The following is a 20880-nucleotide window of genomic DNA, read 5'->3' on the forward strand; positions in this document are numbered from 1 at the left end:
TTTCGGGAGGTACTTATGCTAAATAAAGAACTAGAGTCAAGCCTTAACGGTGCATTTGCTCGGGCGCGCGATAAACGCCACGAGTTTATGACTGTCGAACACCTCCTACTTGCATTGTTGGAAAATGATGCAGCTAAGGAAGCCCTTCTAGCTTGTAAGGCGGATCTTGACGCTTTACGCAACGAACTCGATATTTTCATCGATCAAACTACGCCTCTTATCCCAGATAGTGATGAGACGCGTGAAACGCAGCCGACTTTGAGTTTTCAACGTGTACTACAACGCGCCGTCTTTCATGTACAGTCGTCTGGTCGTAATGAAGTAACAGGCGCCAACGTGCTTGTTGCTATCTTCAGTGAGCAAGAGTCGCATGCCGCTTACCTACTGAAGAAAAATGACATCTCCCGATTAGATATTGTTAATTTCATCTCCCACGGTATTACTAAAGCATCAGGTGCAGGTGAGGATTCATCATCAGACTCGTTTAGCTCAGAAAGTGTTGAAGAGCCTAATTCTGAAGAACGCCTAGAAAGCTTTGCGACGAATCTTAATCAAGTCGCTAAAGATGGAAACATCGACCCACTCATTGGACGTGATAAAGAGTTAGAGCGCACTATTCAGGTACTTTGTCGACGCCGCAAGAATAATCCCCTACTAGTGGGTGAGGCAGGGGTTGGTAAAACAGCCATTGCGGAAGGTCTTGCATGGAGAATTGTTGAAGGGCAGGTCCCTGAGGTCATTCAAAACAGCGTGATTTATTCACTAGATATTGGCTCTTTGCTCGCTGGTACCAAATATCGCGGTGATTTTGAAAAGCGCTTCAAGGCGATTTTGAAACAACTTGAAAAAGAAGAAGATGCCATTTTGTTCATCGATGAAATACATACCATCATCGGTGCAGGCGCGGCATCTGGTGGTCAAGTCGATGCAGCAAATCTTATTAAGCCTCTTTTAAGTAGTGGTAAGTTGCGTTGTATTGGTTCGACGACATACCAAGAATACAGCAACATTTTCGAGAAAGAGCGTGCGCTGTCTCGCCGTTTCCAAAAGATAGACGTTGTAGAGCCTTCATTGGATGATACAACTAAAATCTTGATGGGCTTGAAGCCGAAGTACGAAGCTCACCATGAAGTACGTTATACCAATAAAGCACTGCGTGCCGCGGTAGAACTGTCGGCTAAATACATTAATGAACGCCATCTACCAGATAAGGCCATTGATGTCATTGATGAAGCTGGTGCTCGTAGTCGTCTTGCTCCTGCAAGCCGTCGTAAAAAAACGGTCGGAGTGGCTGATATCGAATCAATGGTTGCCAAAATGGCGCGAATTCCAGAGAAGTCGGTTTCTTCTTCAGATAAAGACATTTTGAAAAACTTAGATAGCAAAATGAAGATGTTGGTATTCGGTCAAGATAATGCGATTGATGCATTATCCGAGGCGATCAAGCTGACACGTGCAGGTTTAGGTGTAGACAACAAACCTGTTGGTTCATTCTTGTTTGCAGGCCCAACAGGGGTTGGTAAAACAGAGGTGACGGTGCAGTTATCTAAGCTTCTAGGTATCGAGCTACTTCGTTTTGATATGTCTGAGTATGGTGAGCGTCACTCCGTAAGTCGCTTAATTGGTGCGCCTCCTGGTTATGTCGGTTATGACCAAGGTGGTTTGCTAACTGATGCTGTTATTAAGCACCCACATTCAGTCGTATTACTTGATGAGATTGAAAAAGCGCACCCTGATATCTTTAACCTGCTGTTGCAAGTCATGGATAACGGTACGCTAACGGACAACAATGGTCGCAAAGCAGACTTCCGTAATGTCATTCTTGTTATGACAACTAACGCAGGAGTGGCGGAAACCGAGAAGAAATCAATTGGTTTGATTCAACAAGACAACAGTCATGATGCAATGGCGGAAATTAAGAAGGTGTTTACTCCTGAGTTCCGTAACCGTCTTGATAACATCATCTGGTTTAACAGCCTTGATGAAAGCGTTATCCATCAAGTGGTTGATAAGTTCATTGTTGAACTGCAAGTGCAACTTGATGCGAGAGGCGTTTCAATGGAAGTATCGCAAGACGCTCGCCATTGGTTAGCACATAAAGGTTATGACAAAGCTATGGGGGCTCGCCCAATGGGGCGTGTTATCCAAGAACAGCTTAAGAAGCCTTTGGCTAACGAACTGTTGTTTGGATCTTTAGTTGACGGCGGTACAGTGAAAGTAACGCTGGTCAACGATACGCTTGAGTTTGAATACTTAAGTGAGAAAGAGACAGCGATGCATTAATCGTTAGTCGGTAACAAACGCAAAAGCGCACGAGAAGATCGTGCGCTTTTTTATCTGAACTAAATCGGAAAAAATTGTGCAATAAAAAACGGAGCAGCTTGCTCCGTTTTTTATTGCATCCGAAAATCAGAGATTAACGAGCGCGGAAGACGATGCGGCCTTTTGACAGGTCGTATGGAGTCATCTCTACAGTTACTTTGTCACCCGTTAGGATACGGATGTAGTTCTTACGCATCTTGCCAGAGATGTGAGCAGTCACAACGTGACCGTTTTCAAGTTCAACACGGAACATAGTGTTTGGTAGAGTGTCAAGGACTGTGCCTTGCATCTCGATTACGTCTTCTTTAGCCATTTAATCCTCTTTAGAAATTAGGCAATATTAGCGGGCTATATTCTGCCGCTAAATAGTAATTATGTAAAGTTGAGGCGTATTCTACCCTCGCCAACGCTGATTTACTAGCCTTTGGTGGCGTTGAAAGCGTGTTTTGTAGCTCATTGCTGGGCACTCATCAATCTGATATCCCAAATATAGCCACTGTTGTTTGTTTTCTTGGCAGTATTTAATTTGATAAAGCACTGCTAACGTGCCAAGAGATAACTCGTAGTCAGGGTCAAAGAAAGTATAAAAAGCACTCGAGCATTGTGGCATCAAATCTGTCACCGCAATGGCGAGCAATTGATCTGATTCATCGTAAATGTGTAAAAACGACGTTGTCAGCCAGCTAGTTTGAGCAAATCGAGCAAACTCATCACGCTTTGGTGGGTACATAGTGCCGTTTTTATGCCGTTTGCAGATGTACCGACTGTAAAGCTCAAACCATTCCTCATCCATTTCAGGTTTCATTTCCCAGCGTAAAGACTGTGCTTTATTAAGCAGCCTCTTCTGACTTTTTGATAATCTAACGTCTGGAATCGAGACTCGAATTGGCTGGCAAGCGGTGCAATGCTCGCAATGCGGTTTATATATGGTATCTCCGCTACGACGAAAACCGTTAGCCATGAGCAACTGGTAATTTTCTTCAGTATGCAGCCTTTCATCAAGCGCCACCGCAACCCGCTCTTGCCGTTCAGGCAAATAACTACAAGGGTGATTATTCGTCAACCCTATTCGAATATGTTGTATATCCGTACTCATACTGAATCCTGCAAAACTTGGGGCTGATAGGCATCAAATAGTGTTTGCTTTTCTCTTAAAGATAGTAGTTTTTGCATAAATTCGTCACGCTCAAGTTCAAATGCGCCAAGTGATGCCAAGTGAGAATTCATAACTTGGCAATCGATTAATTGACCTTGCTTTGACGCCAAATGGTTGCATAAGTACCACAATGCAATTTTGGATGCGTTATCTTTTAGGCTAAACATCGACTCCCCGCAAAAAAGTTGGCCCACGCAGATGCCATATAGTCCGCCAATCAGGTTGTTGTCATGCCATACTTCTACAGAGTGACAGTGACCAAGTTTGGCTAACTCAATGTAGGAAGTTTGCATTTCCTCGTTGAGCCATGTTTCCTCTGCAGGGCGTGTTGAAGAACATAGTCTAATCACTTCTTCTGTCGCGAAATTGAGTGTTACTTTATAGTTATGTTTACGCTGAAATTTTTTGAGACTTTTAGATGGCTTAAACTGCAATGGGTCAAACACAGCGCGCGGAGAAGGGCTCCACCATAAAATAGGTTCACCAGGACCATACCAAGGGAAAATGCCTTGATAGTAACCATTGAGGATTCTCATGGGGTTTAAGTCACCACCAAAAGCCAGCAAACCATTGGGGTCGCTGAGTGCTTTATAGGGTGAGGGAAAGTTGAACGTTTCATCGAGTTCAGTTAAATAAATAGCCATAAGAAGTCGTTACCAACATTGGAGTCAGAGGAGTTTATGATGACCTGGTTAAGAAATATCGTAAAAGTATGGCTTAGGATCATACTGTTTTTACCACTTGTCGCCAACGCAGCCTATGAAAGAAATGTTGCCAAGCCAGTTAATGAAGTAGTTTACGGGAAGATTGACTCTGTCCGTTATATTACTCAACAAGAGGTTGTTCAATCGAAAAGTAACGGTTGGAAGACACTACTTGGTGCCACTATCGGTGGTTTAGTCGGTAATCAATTTGGTGGCGGTACGGGAAGAGAAGTCGCGACGGCAGTGGGTGCGCTTGCAGGTGCCGCAGTTGCTCAAAACCAAAGTAATTACCAATACACGGTTGAATATAAGTTAGTTGAGCTACTCATCAAAGTGAAGGGTGATAAGCTAATTAATGTCATCCAAGATGTTGATAAAAATATGTTATTTAGTCGAGGGGATGAAGTTCGTATTTTATATTTTGATGATGGAGTCAGGGTTGATATCACTTATTAACCCTAGGTTGTTTTAGCCTAACGAAGCCTAATCAGGCATGTACAGTCGGGCTGGCTTATTGTCAAATCAAGTCGAAATAGTTTGCTGTTTCGCCGTGCTTCTTTCGCTCTTATTTACATCGCTGGCAATGCCTTTAATTCTGTATCTTTAGGCTGCTTGAGGATATTCATAAATTAGCGCCGATTTACTCTGGTTTTGTCGTGTTTTTTTGGGTAGTCTGAATTCACGAAGAATTGTTTAGCCCTCATAAAAAATCGTATGTTGAGGGCACAAAGGATTATCAACTTTTAATGGAAAGCCTAACGTTACAACCTATCAATAAAATTCAAGGGGAAGTGAACCTTCCTGGCTCTAAAAGCGTTTCTAATCGAGCTCTTTTACTTGCTGCTCTTGCTAAAGGCAGAACTCGCCTTACTAATCTCCTCGACAGTGATGATATTCGTCATATGCTGAATGCGCTGACTAAACTAGGCGTTCAATACCAACTTTCCGAAGATAAAACAGAATGTCTCGTTGACGGCCTTGGGCGTCCGTTTTCTGTCTCAGAGCCGGTAGAGTTATTTCTCGGCAATGCTGGCACTGCGATGCGACCATTAGCTGCGGCTCTTTGTCTTGGAGAAGGGGAGTATGTACTGACGGGCGAACCTCGTATGAAAGAGCGTCCAATTGGTCACCTTGTCACGGCACTGAAAGATGCTGGTGCGAACGTTGAGTACATGGAAAACGAGAACTTTCCGCCTCTCAAAATAATTGGTACTGGCCTAAAAGCAGGTACAGTTTCTATCGATGGGTCCATTTCAAGTCAGTTTTTGACCGCTTTCTTAATGTCTGCGCCATTGGCTGAAGGTGAAATTCGCATCAACATCGAAGGCGATTTGGTTTCTAAGCCTTATATCGATATCACCCTGCATATCATGAAGCAGTTTGGAGTCGATGTGATCAACAACGACTATCAAGAGTTTGTGATCCCAGCCGGTCAGCAATACATCGCTCCAGGTGATTTCTTGGTTGAAGGTGACGCGTCTTCTGCTTCTTACTTCTTGGCGGCGGCAGCCATTAAAGGTGGAGAAGTTAAAGTCACGGGTATCGGTAAAAACAGCATTCAAGGTGATATTCAATTTGCTGATGCGCTTGAAAAAATGGGTGCAGAAATTGAATGGGGTGATGACTACGTAATTTCACGTGTTGGTCAATTAAAAGGCATTGATATGGATTACAACCATATCCCTGATGCTGCAATGACCATCGCGACAACAGCGCTATTTGCCGAAGGCACTACCGCTATTCGTAACGTTTATAACTGGCGTGTAAAAGAAACAGACCGTTTGTCAGCTATGGCGACTGAGTTACGTAAAGTTGGTGCGGAAGTGGAAGAAGGGGAAGACTACATCATCGTCAAACCTGTCTCTCAGTTAAAGCATGCTGCGATTGATACTTACGATGATCATCGAATGGCGATGTGTTTTTCGCTGGTGGCACTTAGTGATACGCCTGTGACGATTAACGATCCAAAGTGTACGTCGAAAACGTTCCCTGACTACTTCGACAAACTTAAGGCTTTAAGCTGCTAAATATTCTGACCTGAAACCGGAAAGCCAGAGTGAATAACACTCTGGCTTTTTTGTTTCCCAATACTATTTAACCAGCGTAAATTCCTTAGAAAGGTGATGCGCTAAGTATTTGAACATATTGAATACTGCAGTCGTATTTGAAGTTGGTAAACCTTTGTCATCAAGGAAGTATTCACCTTTAAAAACTAAAACACCTTCTTTTTCTTCTACGCTTGTTGCTCGCATTCCCTCGATGTAATCATCGTGCTCTTGGATGATTTGGTTAGCGATCAAAAGAAGGTCGAACTCTTCGATAAACGTTCTATCAGACATATTCTTTCTACCATTCTATTCAGTTAAGAGCGCTGAGTATACCTACAACTAAAATGGGTTTGCATGATTAATTCAGTCAATCGTTCAGTAAGACTAAACAGATCAATTTTTAGAGTATAAGTATGATGTGGAGGAAGATGGCAGAGCATTGAACCAAACTATTTTGTGATGGGTAACAAAATTTATTGCATTGGATTAGCGGATGCTAAGTTTGCCTGTTTAGATATGCCGCTCAATACCTTTCAGAACCCTGTCTCTTTGAAGTATAAAGACGATGAATTGTCAACCAATCGGATCTGAATTTCAAAAAAGCAGTTGATCTTCTTTTCATCTCGCACAATAGTAAAAAAAGAAGCAATGAAATAGAACATTATGCGGGTGGCCTTTAAATAAGGTTTCTACCCGCATTATTATGAAGGACGTTAGAGTCAGTTATGGGTAAATCACTCGTTATAGTGGAGTCACCAGCCAAGGCAAAGACGATAAATAAGTACCTTGGTAAAGACTTTATTGTTAAGTCTAGTGTTGGTCATGTGCGTGATCTGCCTACGGCCGGTCAAAGCACTGGTGAGAAAAAAGCCGCAGCCATCTCAACTAAAGGGATGAGTCCGGAAGAGAAAGCGCGCGTTAAAAAAGAGAAAGACCGCAAAGCGTTGATCAAAAAAATGGGGATTAACCCATATCATGACTGGGAAGCGAATTACCAAATCCTTCCAGGCAAAGAAAAAGTTGTCAACGAACTACAAAAACTCGCCAAAGACGCAGATTGCGTTTATCTCGCAACCGATTTGGACCGCGAAGGGGAAGCAATCGCATGGCACCTTCGTGAGATCATCGGTGGCGATGAAGAGCGATACAAACGTGTAGTTTTTAACGAAATTACGAAAAACGCGATCCAACAAGCTTTCCAGACACCTGGTGAGCTGAACATGGATGGTGTAAATGCCCAACAAGCACGTCGCTTCATGGACCGTGTCGTTGGTTTTATGGTTTCACCTCTACTTTGGAAAAAAGTGGCTCGTGGCTTATCTGCTGGTCGAGTGCAGTCTGTTGCGGTGAAACTGTTAGTTGAGCGTGAGCGTGAGATTAACGCGTTTGTACCAGAAGAGTTCTGGGACATTCATGCGAATACGAAAACGAAAGACAAAGCGGACTTTAAACTGCTTGTTGCTCAGAAAGACGGTTCTGCGTTTAAGCCAGTTAATGAGGCAGAAACCAAAGCAGCGATGTCTGTACTTGAGAATGCAAGTTACGAAGTATGTAAGCGTGAAGACCGCCCTACAAAGAGCAAGCCCTCAGCACCTTACATCACCTCTACGCTTCAACAGGCAGCAAGTACACGTCTGGGCTACGGCGTGAAAAAGACCATGATGCTAGCTCAGCGCCTCTATGAGGCCGGTTACATCACTTATATGCGTACTGACTCGACTAACCTAAGTGCCGAGGCTGTGGACGCTGTACGTGACTTTATTGGTTCTGAGTTTGGTGATAAGTACCTACCAGCGAAACCATTGACGTACGGTAGCAAAGAAGGAGCACAGGAAGCGCACGAAGCGATCCGTCCTTCAAATGTGGGTGTTAAGGCGGAAGACCTGCAAGGTGTCGATGCTGATGCGCACAAACTTTACGCTTTGATTTGGAATCAGTTTGTAGCGTGTCAAATGACGCCAGCAGAATACGATTCAACAACCATCAGCGTAAAAGCGGCAGAATACACGCTTAAAGCGAAAGGTCGTATCCTTAAATTTGACGGCTGGACTCGTGTACAGCGTCCAATGGGCAAAAACGAGGATACAATCCTTCCAGCGGTACAACTTGGCGATAAGCTAAGCTTAGAGTCACTTGACCCTAAACAGCACTTTACAAAGCCACCTGCGCGCTACACTGAAGCAGCACTGGTTAAAGAGCTGGAGAAACGAGGCATTGGTCGTCCGTCGACTTACGCATCGATCATTTCTACGATTCAAGATCGTGGCTACGTGAAAGTTGATCAGCGCCGTTTCTACGCTGAAAAAATGGGTGAAATTGTTACTGACCGCCTTGATGACAGCTTTAACGATTTGATGAACTACGACTTTACTGCGCGTATGGAACAGAAATTGGACCAAATCGCTGAAGGTGAAGTGAACTGGAAAGCTGTGTTAGACAACTTCTTTGCTGATTTTACTGGCGATCTTGAAAAAGCGGAGCTAGATGAGTCAGAAGGCGGTATGAAGTTAAATCACATCGTCATGACGGATATCGAGTGTCCGACGTGTAGCCGTCCAATGGGCATCCGTACTGCTTCGACAGGTGTGTTCTTAGGCTGTTCAGGTTACGCGTTACCACCAAAAGAGCGTTGTAAGACAACCATCAACTTGGGTGACGAAGAAGGTATTATTAACGTTCTAGAAGAAGACGTTGAAACCGCAGCTCTTCGTGCTAAAAAGCGTTGTCCGATCTGTGAAACAGCGATGGACGCATACCTGATTGATGACAAGCGTAAGATGCATGTTTGTGGTAATAACCCGAACTGTGAAGGCTACCTTGTTGAATACGGCGAGTTCAAAGTAAAAGGCTACGATGGTCCAGTTGTTGAATGTGACAAATGTGGCTCTGATATGGTGCTTAAGAACGGTCGCTTTGGTAAATACATGGATTGTACGAGCGAAACGTGTAAGAACACTCGTAAGATTCTTAAGAATGGCGAAGTCGCGCCACCGAAAGAAGATCCTGTTCATTTTCCTGAGTTACCTTGTGAAAACTCAGATGCGTATTTTGTGCTTCGTGATGGTGCTTCGGGGCTATTTATGGCGGCAAGCAACTTCCCTAAATCGCGCGAGACACGTGCTCCTTTGGTTGCTGAACTGGCGCGTTTTGAAGAGCGTTTACCTGAGAAGTTCAAATACCTAGCAACTGCGCCGCAAGAAGATCCTGATGGTCGTCCTGCTGTTGTACGCTTTAGCCGTAAAACAAAAGAGAACTACGTTCGTTCGGAAGAGAACGGCAAACCATCTGGTTGGACAGCGCTCTTTGTTGACGGCAAGTGGGAAGTCACTGATAAGCGTAAAAAAGCGAAAGCATAAAAACGTACGAACTAAGTAATGTAAAAAGGCAGCGATATCGCTGCCTTTTTTGCGTAAAGGCCACTGTGTTGTTCGTATAGATCTTTGCTGCTTTGACTGAGTTTTGCTGACGCGAGAAGATTCTAGCATCAATATTTCTTGGTCGCTGACGTATTTTTTATGTAAAAAATATTCGTTGTAACTTTCATTTTGCATTCACATATTTGTTATACATTGGGCTAAAAAATCGGCGGTGTAGTGAATCCGTTCGTAAATTGTTTTCATAATGTAATCGTTTGCTTTTCCATGTGTGATCTAGATATCGTCTTGAGTACGCAAGAGCTGTATGGTACACAGAATGGCGTATTAAAAATTGTAATTTAGAACCCGCTTAGATAATTTATTACAAAAATTAGTGCAACTGTGTGCATTGTTTGCGTCAAAAAATAAGGAAAGAGTGGACGTTGCATACTGGAAGTGCCGTAGCTTTTTTATCCGTGTTGTAAGAGTTCACAGAAACTCAGAGACGGTTGCTAAATGTATTCGCTTGACTCCCCGAGTATGACTCATTCAAGCGAGTACCAAATCCAAGCTATAACGATATGGAGAACAACAAATGGCTGGTGTTTTGGGAATGATTCTTGCTGGCGGTGAAGGCTCTCGTTTGAGACCTTTAACGGAATCTCGCAGTAAACCTTCGGTACCGTTTGGTGGTAGTTATCGATTGATCGATTTTGCTCTAAACAATTTTGTTAATGCGGATCTGATGCGCATTTACGTCCTAACCCAATTTAAATCTCAATCTTTATTCCATCACTTAAAAAAGGGGTGGAACATCAACGGCATTACAGACCGCTTTATCGATCCTATTCCCGCTCAAATGCGTACTGGTAAACGTTGGTACGAAGGGACGGCGGACGCGATCTATCAAAACCTGCGTTTTATGGAATTAGAGGAACCAGAGCAAGTTTGTATTTTTGGCTCTGACCATATCTATAAGATGGATATCAAACAAATGCTGAACTTCCACTCAGAAAAGAAGGCTTCTCTGACGGTATCTGCATTGCGCATGCCACTAAAAGAGGCGTCGCAATTTGGGGTTATCGAAGTGGATAGCGAAGGTCGTATGATTGGCTTTGAAGAAAAACCAGCAAATCCGAAGTCGATTCCTGGTGATCCTGATTACGCTTTAGTTTCAATGGGTAACTATGTTTTTGAAGCTCAGGTACTGTTCTCAGAGTTGGTCGAAGATGCGGATAATGAAGCTTCATCACATGATTTTGGAAAGGACATCATTCCAAAGATGTTCCCTAGAGGTGATGTGTTCGTGTATGACTTCAGTACCAACAAAATCAGTGGCGAAAAAGAAGAGGTGTACTGGCGTGATGTCGGAACTATTGATGCGTACTGGCAAGCGCATATGGATCTGCTAGAAAAAGATGCACCATTTTCGCTGTACAACCGTAAATGGCCATTGCACACTTACTACCCACCATTGCCACCTGCGACATTTACCGACTCTGATAATGGTCGTGTGCAGATAATCGATAGTTTAGTGTGTAATGGCAGCTATGTTAGAGGCTCAAGAATCGAAAAGTCGGTGCTTGGTTTTCGCAGTAATATTGCTTCTGCTTGCGATATCAGCGAATGTATACTTCTTGGTGACGTAAAAATTGGCGAAGGCTGTGTTTTACGTCGTGTGATTGTCGACAAGGATGCCGATATTGCTCCTGGTACTCAGATTGGTGTGAATCTTCAAGAAGATAAAAAACACTTCCACGTGTCTGAGGAGGGCATTGTTGTTATTCCGAAAGGAGCTCGAGTTGGCTACTAACAACTTATCTATTCTGTTTGTAGCTTCTGAGGTTGAAGGCCTCATTAAAAGTGGTGGCTTGGCAGATGTTGCCAAGGCACTACCGGAAGCCCTTCAAAACCTACAGCAAGACGTAAGAATTACCATCCCTGCGTACAGCAGTATTGATAAACGCGCAGACGCAGAAGTTGTATTAGAAACAGAATTAACATCATGGCCGCATACGGAGTACCGAGTTTTGCGGCTCATGTTAGGTCAAAATCCTGTTTACCTGATTGATTGTCCGCCGTATTTCAATCGACCATCAATGTATGCGGAGAACAACCAAGCGTATACTGATAACGGCGAGCGCTTTGCGTTTTTTAGTGCAGCATGTCTCGACATGTTACCCAAGCTCGCCTTTCAACCTAATATCATACACGCGAACGATTGGCACACAGGTCTTGTTCCATTTTTGCTCAAGCACAGGTATGGCAATGATCCGTTTTTTGCTCATACTAAAAGCGTCATTTCAATTCACAATGCGGTCTTTAAAGGCGTATTTAGTTATGAAGACGTGCAGTGTTTGCCAGAGTTTCATTGTAGAAACGTTCCCGATGCTGCGGTGAGTGCAACGCATATTACGATGCTCAAAGCTGGTGTAATGAATGCAGATAAGATAAACGCGGTCAGCCCTACGTACGCAGAGGAACTCAAAACAGAGCTTGGCAGTCATGGAATGGCTTGGGAGTTTCAGCAACGCGCGCAGGACTTAGTTGGTATTTTGAACGGTTGTGATTACAGTGCTTGGAACCCGGAAACGGATACTTACTTGCCAGTTAATTACTGCGCCGACCAGCAAAGTATGTCGCAAGGGAAGAAAGCTTGTAAAAAAGCATTACAACAACGACTAAATTTGCCCGAAAAAAATGTAGCTATGTTCGGTATGGTTTGTCGATTGACCCAGCAGAAAGGCGTTCATTACTTGTTGCCTGCTTTGGCCGATTTTTTGAAGCACGATGTTCAGCTAGTTGTCGTTGGGACCGGAGACCCTATTCTTGCCGCTCAGCTACGAGAGGTTGCCGCGCAGTTTTCTAGCAAATTTGCCTTTGTAGAAGCGTATGACAATGAACTTGCGCATATCGTTGAAGCTGGTTCTGATTTCTTCTTGATGCCTTCTGAGTTTGAACCATGTGGCTTAAACCAAATCTATAGTATGGCTTATGGGACATTACCGATAGTACGCGGTGTTGGTGGCTTAAAGGACAGCGTTAGCGATTATGATGTAAACCCATCTGAAGCAACGGGGTTTGTTTTTTTCGAACCGACACCGCAGGCATTGTTGTTAACGATGCTAAGGGCACTGTTGCTCTACGCTCAAAACGAGCCTGAAGTGAATAAAGTACAGTTGCACGCGATGCAACAAGACTTTTGTTGGCAAAAGGCCGCAGAATCTTATTTGCAGCTTTACCACTCAGCGTTAGTTTGACTTAAAATTGTAACGAAAGGCACCGAATGAGGTGCCTTTATTATCTTGAGTAAGGGGAGTGTGGTAGGATGGCTTTTTACTCAATAGCACGATCTTTTTGATACTCAATATGACTCAGCCGCTACTTTTTCATAAAACCTATTTGCACCCTACTAGTAATGAGTGGGTTGTATTTGTGCACGGTGCTGGTGGTAGCTCTTCTATCTGGTTCAAGCAAATTAAAGCTTACAAGCAACACTTTAACTTATTGCTGATCGATTTAAGAGGTCATGGAAAGTCAAATCAGTTACTTAAAGAGCTCATTGCTAACCGTTATACCTTTACGGAAGTTACCCAAGATATTTTGAAAGTATTGGACCATTTAAAGATCCAATCCGCTCATTTTGTCGGTATGTCGCTTGGTACTATTATTGTTCGAAACCTTGCTGAATTGTCATCAGAGCGCGTACGTTCGATGGTGCTCGGCGGTGCTGTCACAAGGCTTAACACGCGTTCTCAGATATTGGTGAAATTAGGTAATTTTTGTAAGCATATCCTACCGTACATGTGGCTCTACAAACTGTTCGCTTATATTGTTATGCCTCAAAGAAGCCAACGAGAATCTCGCCACCTTTTTATTCGCGAAGCCAAGAAGCTTTGCCAAAAAGAATTTAAACGTTGGTTTATTCTTGCTGCTGATGTAAATCCGTTAATGAAATATTTTAAAGATCGAGAGTTACCCATTCCGACTCTCTACTTAATGGGCGACAGGGATTACATGTTTATTAAACCTGTCAAAGAAATGGTTGCAGCACATAAGCTCAGCATTCTACGAGAAATCCCGAATTGTGGTCATGTATGCAATGTAGAGCGTCCAGAAGACTTCAATCAACATTCCATCGAGTTTATTAAACAGCAAGCAGCATGTGCTTAAAACTGAGTGCATCCACTGAATAGGAGAGCCGCTATAGCTCTCCTAATTGATATCCACATTGCCAACATGCACCAAATTGCCCTTCGTTTATTTCATGACATTTTGGGCATTGCCAATCTTGATACTCATGCCTATCGGATTGTTTTCGATATGCTTTTACTATTTCTTCAGCTTTCATCTTTTGTGCAGTGTCAAAAAGCCACACATAAGGATCGGTATCATCACCAAACGGCAGTTCTCCTTTTAAGCCGAAAATACCTTCTCCACGAACTTCACAGTAAATTTGTTCCACTTTAAGCAGTTCACATACAATGTGTGCTTCTGCTGGGTTTTTAGCGATAAATATTTTCATCAAAATACCCACTTCACCAATTACGAGTTTTGCTGACTTGGTGTCGGCCTTACTTTATTCATAACCCATTTAGTGATGATTGGAAATAGTCCCAATAGCGCAAAAGACGCTAATACTGCGGGTGAAACAATGCCCGATAGGCTTTCAATTGTTGCTAATTGAGTACCTGCATTCAGATATACGGCTGTGCCTGGCAGCATACCTATTTGGCTAGTGAGATAAAATCTACCTACAGACATCGGCGTTAAGCCCATCAGTAAGTTGATTAGAAAGAAAGGGAATACAGGGATTAGACGCAAGGAAAATAGATAAAAAGCTCCGTCTTTTTCGACACCTTGATTAATTGCGTTGAGTTTATTTCCGAATTTGTTTTGTACCCAGTCACGCAATAAGTATCGGCTGCTCAAGAAGGCCAGTGTTGCCCCCATAGTGCTAGCGAAAGAAACCAGTAGCAAGCTTGTCCAAAAACCAAATAAGGCTGCACCAAGTAAGGTGACTACTGCCGCTCCTGGGATAGAAAAAGCGGTAATTGCAATGTAGGTAAAAAAGTAAATCGCAGCCGAGAATACAAAATTCTGATCGATGTATGTAGTTAGTGCTTCTTGTTGGGCTTTTGCATTCTCTAAGGTTAAATACTGGCCAAAGTTAATACCTAAAAAGACGATAGCCGCTAGTAGGATGAGACCTAATATCAGTTTCTTATTCATAATTTTGATTCCAATTTGGGATATATGTAATAAGACAGTAGGAAAACCGAAAAAATTTCACAAAAAAACCGCAGATTAGACTGCGGTTTTACAAGATAGTTTTTAGGCCGACTTTTATTGGAGGCCGTTCATCAACTCATCTCGGCGAGCTTGAGGTACCACACTCCAATGAGTGCCGTTGATAGCACCTTCTAGTGCCCATAGCAACTCAATGTTGACGGTTGCAGAGTGCGTATCTCTTATCGCTTTATAGGCGTTAAGCGCACCTTCCTCTTCAAGCTTCTCTACGGATTCGATGCCGGCTTTTTTTAGCATGCGCTCGGTAGCCAGTCGTAAGTTAGGCAAATCTTTCAAACGGTTAGGCTTTGTACTTGCTTGCTGTTCTTTCTCAAGCTTTGCCTTTTTCAATGATTGATTCGCTACTTCGATTAAGCGTTCGCTTGATTCCCATAAATCGCTGGAAATAGCGTAGTACTTTGTAACGACTGGAAAGCCACGTTTTTTATAAACGTAAGGCTTTAGCCCTTGTTTCTCGAAGTCAGATGAAGTTTTTTGGTCTGCTCTGATATGAAGCTGATTGTTTACCACTAGTGCAAACATTGTTTCATCAGCGAATAGTCCGAAGCCACCAAACATTGAGCGCGACTTGATATTACCAAGTGCCTCAAATAGCTTCATAGAGTCTTTGAGTATCGGTTTATCCATGTTTTGTTATCTCGGTGTAATTAATATTACGCCACCAAAAGTCAGGTCCGAGAGAGTAGCAAACATGCGTAAAAACAATGTCATTACAGAGTAAAGTCATTGCTTACACACTTGCCATCGGTAACCCCGCTACCTTCCATATCGTAATATGGTTCAGGCCGGAGGCTTTGCGTCCCACTCTTTCGAATGGTTTGCCCTGTGCGTGACACAATGAGCATACTTCTTATATTGAATTAACATCACGGTTTAGCGTTAAAAGTGTGATTTCGGTTCAATAAAAATGATAGATTGAATGCTCTATTTTGCATATGGAAAGGTGCAAATTGGCCTTTGAAAAGGAGTTCTTAATATATATTACATTTATATAAAACAGGGAGTTAACGTTAGTCAATTGTTATTAGAGTGGTGTGAAGTATTAGAGAATGCTTAATTTTTCCAAAAAAATAAGCGCCCCTGTAGAGCGCTTATTTAACCGTGTTAAATACAGTGAAATTTAGTTCATTTTTTTCACAGTATTTCGAATTACAAGCTCAGGTTGCATTTCGAAAATTCGTTTTTCGTGTTCTTTATCTTTGATACGCTCAAGTAGAATTTCGAATGCATTTTTACCAACACGACGTTTAGGTTGGTGGATAGTCGTTAGCGGTGGAGAGAAGTATTCCGCAAGCTCGATGTTGTCGTAGCCGATCACTGAAATATCTTCAGGAATTTTGATCCCGTTTTGTTGCAAGCGGCTCATTAGGCCGAGAGCCATTGTGTCGTTAAAACAGAATACCGCCGTCGGGCGCTTGTCCATTGCGGTAATTTTATCTGCAACTAATACGGCCGTATCACATTCAAAGTTACCTTCAAGGATCCAGTCTTCATTTACAGCTAGGTTCGCTTCACTCATTGCGCGACGGAAACCTGCAATGCGCTCTTGGCAAGCAAGCTTTTCAAAATGACCGCTTAGACAAGCGATATCCGTATGACCATTGTCAATCAGATGTTTGGTTGCAATGTAGCCACCTTCTTCTGAGTTATCCATGATCTTGTCTGCTTGTGAGCTCTCTGGGCCCCAATCCATGACCACTTTAGGAATGTCCGCATGACGGTCAAGCATCTCTTTTAGTTCTTCGGTTAAGTCAGAACACATCACTAGGATGCCATCAACGCGCTTTTCAGCCAGCATACGAATGTAATCGCGTTGTTTTTCGTAAATCCCGCCTGTGTTACATAAAATCAGAGTATAGCCTTGGCGGTAACAGTAGCTCTCAACGCCATCAATCACTTCTGAGAAAAATAGGTTAGTTGATTGAGTTACTAACATGCCAATCGTACGAGTTGAGTTGCATTTTAGGCTGCGTGCAACGGCACTTGGCGCGTAATTCAGCTCGTCAACGGCTTTCATTACTTTTTCTTGCGTTGCTTCTGCAACGAAACGCGTTTTATTGATAACGTGCGAAACTGTCGTAGTGGAAACGCCGGCTAAGCGAGCAACGTCTTTTATCGTGGCCATAAATGGTGTCCTGTATCGAGCTACTGAAATATGTCGTATTGGATGTACCTGATGCTCTAATGGTTTCACACCTAGCAATATAAAATTGGCGCTAAGTGTCTCGGCAGCGGTTGATCCAAGTGCGACAAAAGGGTACGTAGCAGCATCGGTCGATGAATTTTATCTTTTTTCTATCTGATGAGAAATTGCCATCAACCTGTTAAGAAAACACAAAAACCGCTATATTTCAGCGGTTTACATATAAATCATATTTAATCGTTTGCGCTCACATTTTAGCCCTATGTGGACTGACTAGCAATGTTTTCAGCAAGAGATTTGTGTATTTGAAGTCACATTTTGACTGCTAAATAACCAAGCGTCTTTGCGCTAAGTTAAGGCAAACGAATATTATACCCAAGTTACTTACAATTGGTCACTTTCAGGCATACAGGAAGCCCGATAGGCAGGCTCCCTAAAAATAGGCGGCAATTATTCACCAAGAAGGTAGGCGCTGTCTAGTTTACAAAATGCAACTAATAGTTTCGCGACACTCGAGTAAAATCCAAATTCGTCGAATTTTTTACATTTGTCTGAAAACTGAGGTAACCAAGACATCAATTGTTGCTGGATAAAGTCGTTTTGTTTAACGAAGGCTTCTTCCATGTGTTTTTCTTGTTCAAGCTCGTTTGAGCGGATAATCATGTTCCCGAGAAAGTCGAGCTCAACGGCTAAGTGATCCGCAGGTTCCTTTAGGTTTTCGTCTACTTGAACGCCAAATTCAGCCATCAACTTTTCCATTTCCTCAGCTGGCTTGTCATTCAGTAAACCTGATTCACCAATGTACATGGATGCGTAAGGAAGAGCGCCGTATTTTTCTGTCTTCAAAAACAGTTCACAAAAGTCAGCTGCAAGCTCTAGTTGTGCATCTTCACGATCTTGTAACCGATTCAATGCATCAACTAGGCTATCAACAGCTGGTTTCAGCGACTCATTTTCACCTAAACCTGCGAGAAAACTGCGAATTTCAACACTGTGATAGGCTTCCAATTCTTTCTCTGTTAGTTCTTTTGCGAACAAGCTCGAAAACCACCAGTAAATTTCAGCGCGTTTTTCATTAAAAGCTTTCACTTCTTGCATTTTGGGCTCCTGAATGATGCTTCAAGTCATGCATCACAAAGTCAATTAGGGATATCCCCTAAGTGTAATCAATTAAAATGAATAGCAGTAACTATAATTGTTATGTTTTATGGTCAAAAATGACCGTTTATTAATAGCAATGGGCAAGCTTGTTTTGAATCAATAAAAACGCTAAATCTTGCGTTTTAATGTATCTATGACTAGAAATGTTACTAGTTATGAATAGAATACGTCTTGGATAATAAGAAGACAGAAAAGTGGTGTAAATGAGCTATCACGTATTAGTCGTAGAAGATGATGTTGTAACTCGTAGTAAGCTTGCGGGATATTTCCAAAATGAGGGCTACCAAGTCAGCGAAGCAGAGAGTGGCGCAGAAATGCGTGAAGTTTTGCAAGCGGGCGATGTAGACCTGATCATGCTGGATATTAACCTGCCTGGTGAAGACGGCCTGATGCTTACTCGTGAGTTACGTAGCCAATCGGATATTGGTATCATATTAGTAACAGGACGCACGGATAGCATTGATAAAATCGTAGGCCTAGAAATGGGTGCTGACGATTATGTGACAAAACCTTTTGAACTGAGAGAGCTGTTAGTTCGCGTTAAAAACTTGCTGTGGCGTATTTCAGCGGCGCGCAGTGGCAGCTCGAAAGCGAATGAAACCAGTGAAGAGCACATTGTGCGCTTTGGGGAGTGGACATTCGACATTCAACGTCGCGCACTTAGCCGCAACGGTGAGCCAGTAAAACTAACTAAAGCAGAGTATGAACTTTTGGTGGCATTATCGTCTTATCCTAACCAGGTGTTAAGTCGTGAGCGTATTTTGAACATGATCAGCCATCGAGTGGATGCGCCGAATGACCGCACCATTGATGTTCTTATTCGACGTATGCGCGCAAAAATGGAGTTCGATCCTAAGAACCCACAGATTTTTGTAACGGTACACGGCGAAGGCTATATGTTTGCTGGTGACTAGTTGGAACATAACTCAATCGTAAAAAGAAAAAGGAGAGCTTCGGCTCTCCTTTTTTGTGGCTTCAAGATAATACTAGTTTGCTTCAACCATTGGTGTTTGGCCGACAGTATCACGCAACCTTTGCCAAATACTGCCCAAGTACTCATGCCAATAAAGCTCTGTTTGTTCTAAGTAACGCGCTTTAGGTGAGTATTTATCCCAAGGTTGACTTATCTCGCTAATAGCTAAGAAGTTGGTCGGGGCTGGGATTGGTTTAATGCCTGCTGCGTTGAACTCATACAATGCACGGCTCATGTGACTCGCAGAAGTGACTAACACAATCTCCTTTTGTTGAACGAATGCAGCCGCTTGACGCGCCTCTTCCCACGTATCTTTCGCATCTTCTAATAAAATGATATCGGATTTCGCGACTCCCAACGCAAGGGCAACGTTCGCCATCATTCGCGCGTGGCTAATTTCAGATCCGCCAGCATAGCCGGATAAGATTAATTTCGCGCCTGGATACATTCTTAAAATACGAATGCCCTCAGTTAAGCGCATTAATGCTGCACGGCTTAACTGCGAGGTGGGTGGAATTTCGTCATCGATAACATGACCATTCCCTAAAACCATCACGTAGTCGATGGTGCCAGAAACTGGCAAAAAGGCTTTATGCTCTCGCTCTAATGGCATAAGAAGCTTGGTTGAAACAGGTTGGAAGGCAACAAGAAAAATGCCAACAAAAGAGAATAGAACAACGAAGCAGCCAGTTTTACGTTTTGTAGTAAAACTAATGAGAGCAAGACCCAACAAGCCTATCAGCAGCAATGCCGGAAGGGGCATAAGCATGGCTGACACTACTTTTTTCAGCTCAAACATACATAAATAGTCCGAAAAAACATCAATTGATAATAAAAATGAGGGTATCCCTCTTTATTCCTGCTTTCCTTGTGCCAGAATAGCGGCACAATCCGTTATGATAACTCAGCAGAAGTGACAGAAGACCGCAATTTCGACGATATCGCCCACAAATTTGCAAAAAATATTTACGGCTCCGATAAAGGGGAGATCCGCCAAATCATTGTGTGGGAAGATTTTCTACAGATTCTAAGTGAATTAGATGCTGACCAGCAACCCCTAGAAGTGTTGGACGCTGGTGGTGGTTTGGCACAAATGTCGCAAAAGCTTGCTAAGCTCGGACATCGAATCGCTTTATGTGATCTATCTTCGGAAATGCTGCAGTTGGCTAAGCAGGATATTGAAAAAAACGGTTTGCTTGAGCAGTATCGCCTGATTCATTCGCCTGTCCAATCCATCGGTGAACATATGGATGGACAGGTCGATCTGGTTATGTTCCACGCTGTGATGGAGTGGCTGGTTGATCCTAAGGCCGCACTTGAAACAGTTCTAGAACAAGTAAAACCGGGAGGCATCGCATCAGTCATGTTCTACAACCACCACGGTTTAGTCTATAAAAACGTGGTTTGTGGCAACATTCCTCATATATTAGACGGCATGCCTCACCGAAAAAGATTTAAACTACAGCCGCAAAAAGGCTTAAAACCTGAAGAAGTCTACCAGTGGATAGAAAATTCAGGTTTTAATATTTGTGGCAAATCTGGTATTCGCTCATTTAGTGATTACATAGGCAATATGGAATACATGGGTGATTACGAGTTTGAAGATGTGTTGGCGCTAGAAAAACAACTTTGTCGACAAGAGCCATACCTCTCATTAGGCCGCTACATTCATGTGTGGGCTAAAAAGAACGATAAACAGGAATAACA

19 protein-coding genes and 1 riboswitch are annotated in these 20880 nt (G+C 42.9%); of the genes, 9 read left to right on the forward strand and 10 right to left on the reverse strand.

The genetic code is table 11. The features are described from left to right. Window positions 1–15: 15 nt before the first annotated feature. The gene (clpA, locus tag R7Z78_RS03860) at window positions 16–2283 is read left to right on the forward strand and encodes an ATP-dependent Clp protease ATP-binding subunit ClpA (RefSeq protein WP_005387879.1); all 2268 of its coding nucleotides are present in this window, start codon (window positions 16–18) and stop codon (window positions 2281–2283) included. Window positions 2284–2416: 133 nt separating this feature from the next. On the opposite strand, the gene infA is transcribed toward clpA, so the two are convergent. From infA to aat, 3 genes are all read right to left on the reverse strand, one after another. Further along, window positions 2417–2635: a translation initiation factor IF-1 gene (infA, locus tag R7Z78_RS03865; RefSeq protein WP_001040192.1), complete on the reverse strand. Its 219-nt coding sequence runs from the start codon at window positions 2633–2635 to the stop codon at window positions 2417–2419. An 81-nt stretch (window positions 2636–2716) separates the two neighbouring features. After that, the gene (locus tag R7Z78_RS03870) at window positions 2717–3418 is read right to left on the reverse strand and encodes an arginyltransferase (protein ID WP_005378346.1); all 702 of its coding nucleotides are present in this window, start codon (window positions 3416–3418) and stop codon (window positions 2717–2719) included. Beyond that, a complete protein-coding gene (aat, locus tag R7Z78_RS03875) occupies window positions 3415–4122 on the reverse strand; it encodes a leucyl/phenylalanyl-tRNA--protein transferase (protein ID WP_005378347.1) in 708 nt (235 codons plus the stop codon). Before aat ends, R7Z78_RS03870 begins: the two co-directional genes overlap by 4 nt. A gap of 39 nt (window positions 4123–4161) precedes the next feature. Here aat and R7Z78_RS03880 point away from each other — a divergent pair, with 39 nt between their 5' ends. Then, on the forward strand, window positions 4162–4638 hold the full coding sequence (locus tag R7Z78_RS03880; RefSeq protein ID WP_085569613.1) for a glycine zipper 2TM domain-containing protein: 477 nt from the start codon (window positions 4162–4164) through the stop codon (window positions 4636–4638). Between the two features lie 290 nt (window positions 4639–4928). Further along, the gene (aroA, locus tag R7Z78_RS03885) at window positions 4929–6209 is read left to right on the forward strand and encodes a 3-phosphoshikimate 1-carboxyvinyltransferase (protein WP_017634728.1); all 1281 of its coding nucleotides are present in this window, start codon (window positions 4929–4931) and stop codon (window positions 6207–6209) included. Window positions 6210–6272: 63 nt separating this feature from the next. Here the strand turns inward: aroA and R7Z78_RS03890 are convergent, their stop codons facing one another. Continuing rightward, a complete protein-coding gene (locus R7Z78_RS03890; RefSeq protein WP_005387884.1) occupies window positions 6273–6521 on the reverse strand; it encodes a YciN family protein in 249 nt (82 codons plus the stop codon). Between the two features lie 434 nt (window positions 6522–6955). Here R7Z78_RS03890 and topA point away from each other — a divergent pair, with 434 nt between their 5' ends. The 4 genes from topA to R7Z78_RS03910 all read left to right on the forward strand — a co-directional run bounded on the left by topA (window position 6956) and on the right by R7Z78_RS03910 (window position 13759). Continuing rightward, window positions 6956–9586, forward strand: a complete 2631-nt coding sequence (gene topA, locus R7Z78_RS03895; protein ID WP_005378351.1) for a type I DNA topoisomerase — start codon at window positions 6956–6958, stop codon at window positions 9584–9586. A gap of 595 nt (window positions 9587–10181) precedes the next feature. Continuing rightward, entirely contained in the window at window positions 10182–11399 is a 1218-nt protein-coding gene (gene glgC / locus R7Z78_RS03900) for a glucose-1-phosphate adenylyltransferase (RefSeq protein WP_005378352.1), read from the forward strand. Next, entirely contained in the window at window positions 11389–12846 is a 1458-nt protein-coding gene (gene glgA, locus R7Z78_RS03905; RefSeq protein ID WP_104975993.1) for a glycogen synthase GlgA, read from the forward strand. The genes glgC and glgA overlap by 11 nt, the downstream gene beginning before the upstream one ends. Before the next feature lie 109 nt (window positions 12847–12955). Beyond that, window positions 12956–13759, forward strand: a complete 804-nt coding sequence (locus R7Z78_RS03910) for an alpha/beta fold hydrolase (RefSeq protein WP_005378354.1) — start codon at window positions 12956–12958, stop codon at window positions 13757–13759. 31 nt (window positions 13760–13790) lie between these two features. On the opposite strand, the gene R7Z78_RS03915 is transcribed toward R7Z78_RS03910, so the two are convergent. The 5 genes from R7Z78_RS03915 to torD form a co-directional block, all read right to left on the reverse strand. Continuing rightward, window positions 13791–14111, reverse strand: a complete 321-nt coding sequence (locus R7Z78_RS03915; protein WP_017820033.1) for a DUF2007 domain-containing protein — start codon at window positions 14109–14111, stop codon at window positions 13791–13793. A 20-nt stretch (window positions 14112–14131) separates the two neighbouring features. Further along, window positions 14132–14818, reverse strand: coding sequence for a TVP38/TMEM64 family protein (locus tag R7Z78_RS03920; RefSeq protein ID WP_005378366.1), 687 nt, complete (start codon window positions 14816–14818; stop codon window positions 14132–14134). 114 nt (window positions 14819–14932) lie between these two features. Beyond that, window positions 14933–15523, reverse strand: coding sequence for a TfoX/Sxy family DNA transformation protein (locus R7Z78_RS03925; RefSeq protein WP_005378367.1), 591 nt, complete (start codon window positions 15521–15523; stop codon window positions 14933–14935). A 116-nt stretch (window positions 15524–15639) separates the two neighbouring features. After that, window positions 15640–15729: riboswitch (cyclic di-GMP riboswitch) on the reverse strand. A 287-nt stretch (window positions 15730–16016) separates the two neighbouring features. After that, window positions 16017–17021, reverse strand: a complete 1005-nt coding sequence (gene purR / locus R7Z78_RS03930; protein ID WP_005378368.1) for an HTH-type transcriptional repressor PurR — start codon at window positions 17019–17021, stop codon at window positions 16017–16019. A 468-nt stretch (window positions 17022–17489) separates the two neighbouring features. Beyond that, window positions 17490–18137 (reverse strand): molecular chaperone TorD, encoded by a 648-nt coding sequence (gene torD, locus R7Z78_RS03935; protein ID WP_005378369.1) that lies wholly within the window; start codon window positions 18135–18137, stop codon window positions 17490–17492. Between the two features lie 266 nt (window positions 18138–18403). Between torD and torR the strand changes: the two genes are divergently transcribed. Beyond that, window positions 18404–19114 carry a two-component system response regulator TorR gene (gene torR / locus R7Z78_RS03940; RefSeq protein WP_005378370.1) on the forward strand — a complete coding sequence of 237 codons (711 nt, stop codon included), beginning with the start codon at window positions 18404–18406 and terminating at the stop codon, window positions 19112–19114. Window positions 19115–19186: 72 nt separating this feature from the next. Here the strand turns inward: torR and elyC are convergent, their stop codons facing one another. After that, entirely contained in the window at window positions 19187–19972 is a 786-nt protein-coding gene (gene elyC, locus R7Z78_RS03945; RefSeq protein ID WP_005387893.1) for an envelope biogenesis factor ElyC, read from the reverse strand. Between the two features lie 114 nt (window positions 19973–20086). Between elyC and cmoM the strand changes: the two genes are divergently transcribed. Further along, window positions 20087–20878, forward strand: a complete 792-nt coding sequence (gene cmoM, locus R7Z78_RS03950) for a tRNA uridine 5-oxyacetic acid(34) methyltransferase CmoM (protein WP_025766915.1) — start codon at window positions 20087–20089, stop codon at window positions 20876–20878. The last annotated feature ends 2 nt before the right edge of the window (window positions 20879–20880 follow it).

This window comes from Vibrio sp. 1167 (assembly GCF_033340375.1).
Classification (GTDB): Bacteria; Pseudomonadota; Gammaproteobacteria; order Enterobacterales; family Vibrionaceae; genus Vibrio; species Vibrio alginolyticus.

What these genes read in the sequence shown, in the direction of transcription:
- clpA (WP_005387879.1), top strand. Translation starts at nt 16, where the DNA reads ATGCTAAATAAAGAACTAGAGTCAAGCCTTAACGGTGCATTTGCTCGG.
- infA (WP_001040192.1), bottom strand. Translation starts at nt 2,635, where the DNA reads ATGGCTAAAGAAGACGTAATCGAGATGCAAGGCACAGTCCTTGACACT.
- R7Z78_RS03870 (WP_005378346.1), bottom strand. Translation starts at nt 3,418, where the DNA reads ATGAGTACGGATATACAACATATTCGAATAGGGTTGACGAATAATCAC.
- aat (WP_005378347.1), bottom strand. Translation starts at nt 4,122, where the DNA reads ATGGCTATTTATTTAACTGAACTCGATGAAACGTTCAACTTTCCCTCA.
- R7Z78_RS03880 (WP_085569613.1), top strand. Translation starts at nt 4,162, where the DNA reads ATGACCTGGTTAAGAAATATCGTAAAAGTATGGCTTAGGATCATACTG.
- aroA (WP_017634728.1), top strand. Translation starts at nt 4,929, where the DNA reads ATGGAAAGCCTAACGTTACAACCTATCAATAAAATTCAAGGGGAAGTG.
- R7Z78_RS03890 (WP_005387884.1), bottom strand. Translation starts at nt 6,521, where the DNA reads ATGTCTGATAGAACGTTTATCGAAGAGTTCGACCTTCTTTTGATCGCT.
- topA (WP_005378351.1), top strand. Translation starts at nt 6,956, where the DNA reads ATGGGTAAATCACTCGTTATAGTGGAGTCACCAGCCAAGGCAAAGACG.
- glgC (WP_005378352.1), top strand. Translation starts at nt 10,182, where the DNA reads ATGGCTGGTGTTTTGGGAATGATTCTTGCTGGCGGTGAAGGCTCTCGT.
- R7Z78_RS03910 (WP_005378354.1), top strand. Translation starts at nt 12,956, where the DNA reads ATGACTCAGCCGCTACTTTTTCATAAAACCTATTTGCACCCTACTAGT.
- R7Z78_RS03915 (WP_017820033.1), bottom strand. Translation starts at nt 14,111, where the DNA reads ATGAAAATATTTATCGCTAAAAACCCAGCAGAAGCACACATTGTATGT.
- R7Z78_RS03920 (WP_005378366.1), bottom strand. Translation starts at nt 14,818, where the DNA reads ATGAATAAGAAACTGATATTAGGTCTCATCCTACTAGCGGCTATCGTC.
- R7Z78_RS03925 (WP_005378367.1), bottom strand. Translation starts at nt 15,523, where the DNA reads ATGGATAAACCGATACTCAAAGACTCTATGAAGCTATTTGAGGCACTT.
- purR (WP_005378368.1), bottom strand. Translation starts at nt 17,021, where the DNA reads ATGGCCACGATAAAAGACGTTGCTCGCTTAGCCGGCGTTTCCACTACG.
- torD (WP_005378369.1), bottom strand. Translation starts at nt 18,137, where the DNA reads ATGCAAGAAGTGAAAGCTTTTAATGAAAAACGCGCTGAAATTTACTGG.
- torR (WP_005378370.1), top strand. Translation starts at nt 18,404, where the DNA reads ATGAGCTATCACGTATTAGTCGTAGAAGATGATGTTGTAACTCGTAGT.
- elyC (WP_005387893.1), bottom strand. Translation starts at nt 19,972, where the DNA reads ATGTTTGAGCTGAAAAAAGTAGTGTCAGCCATGCTTATGCCCCTTCCG.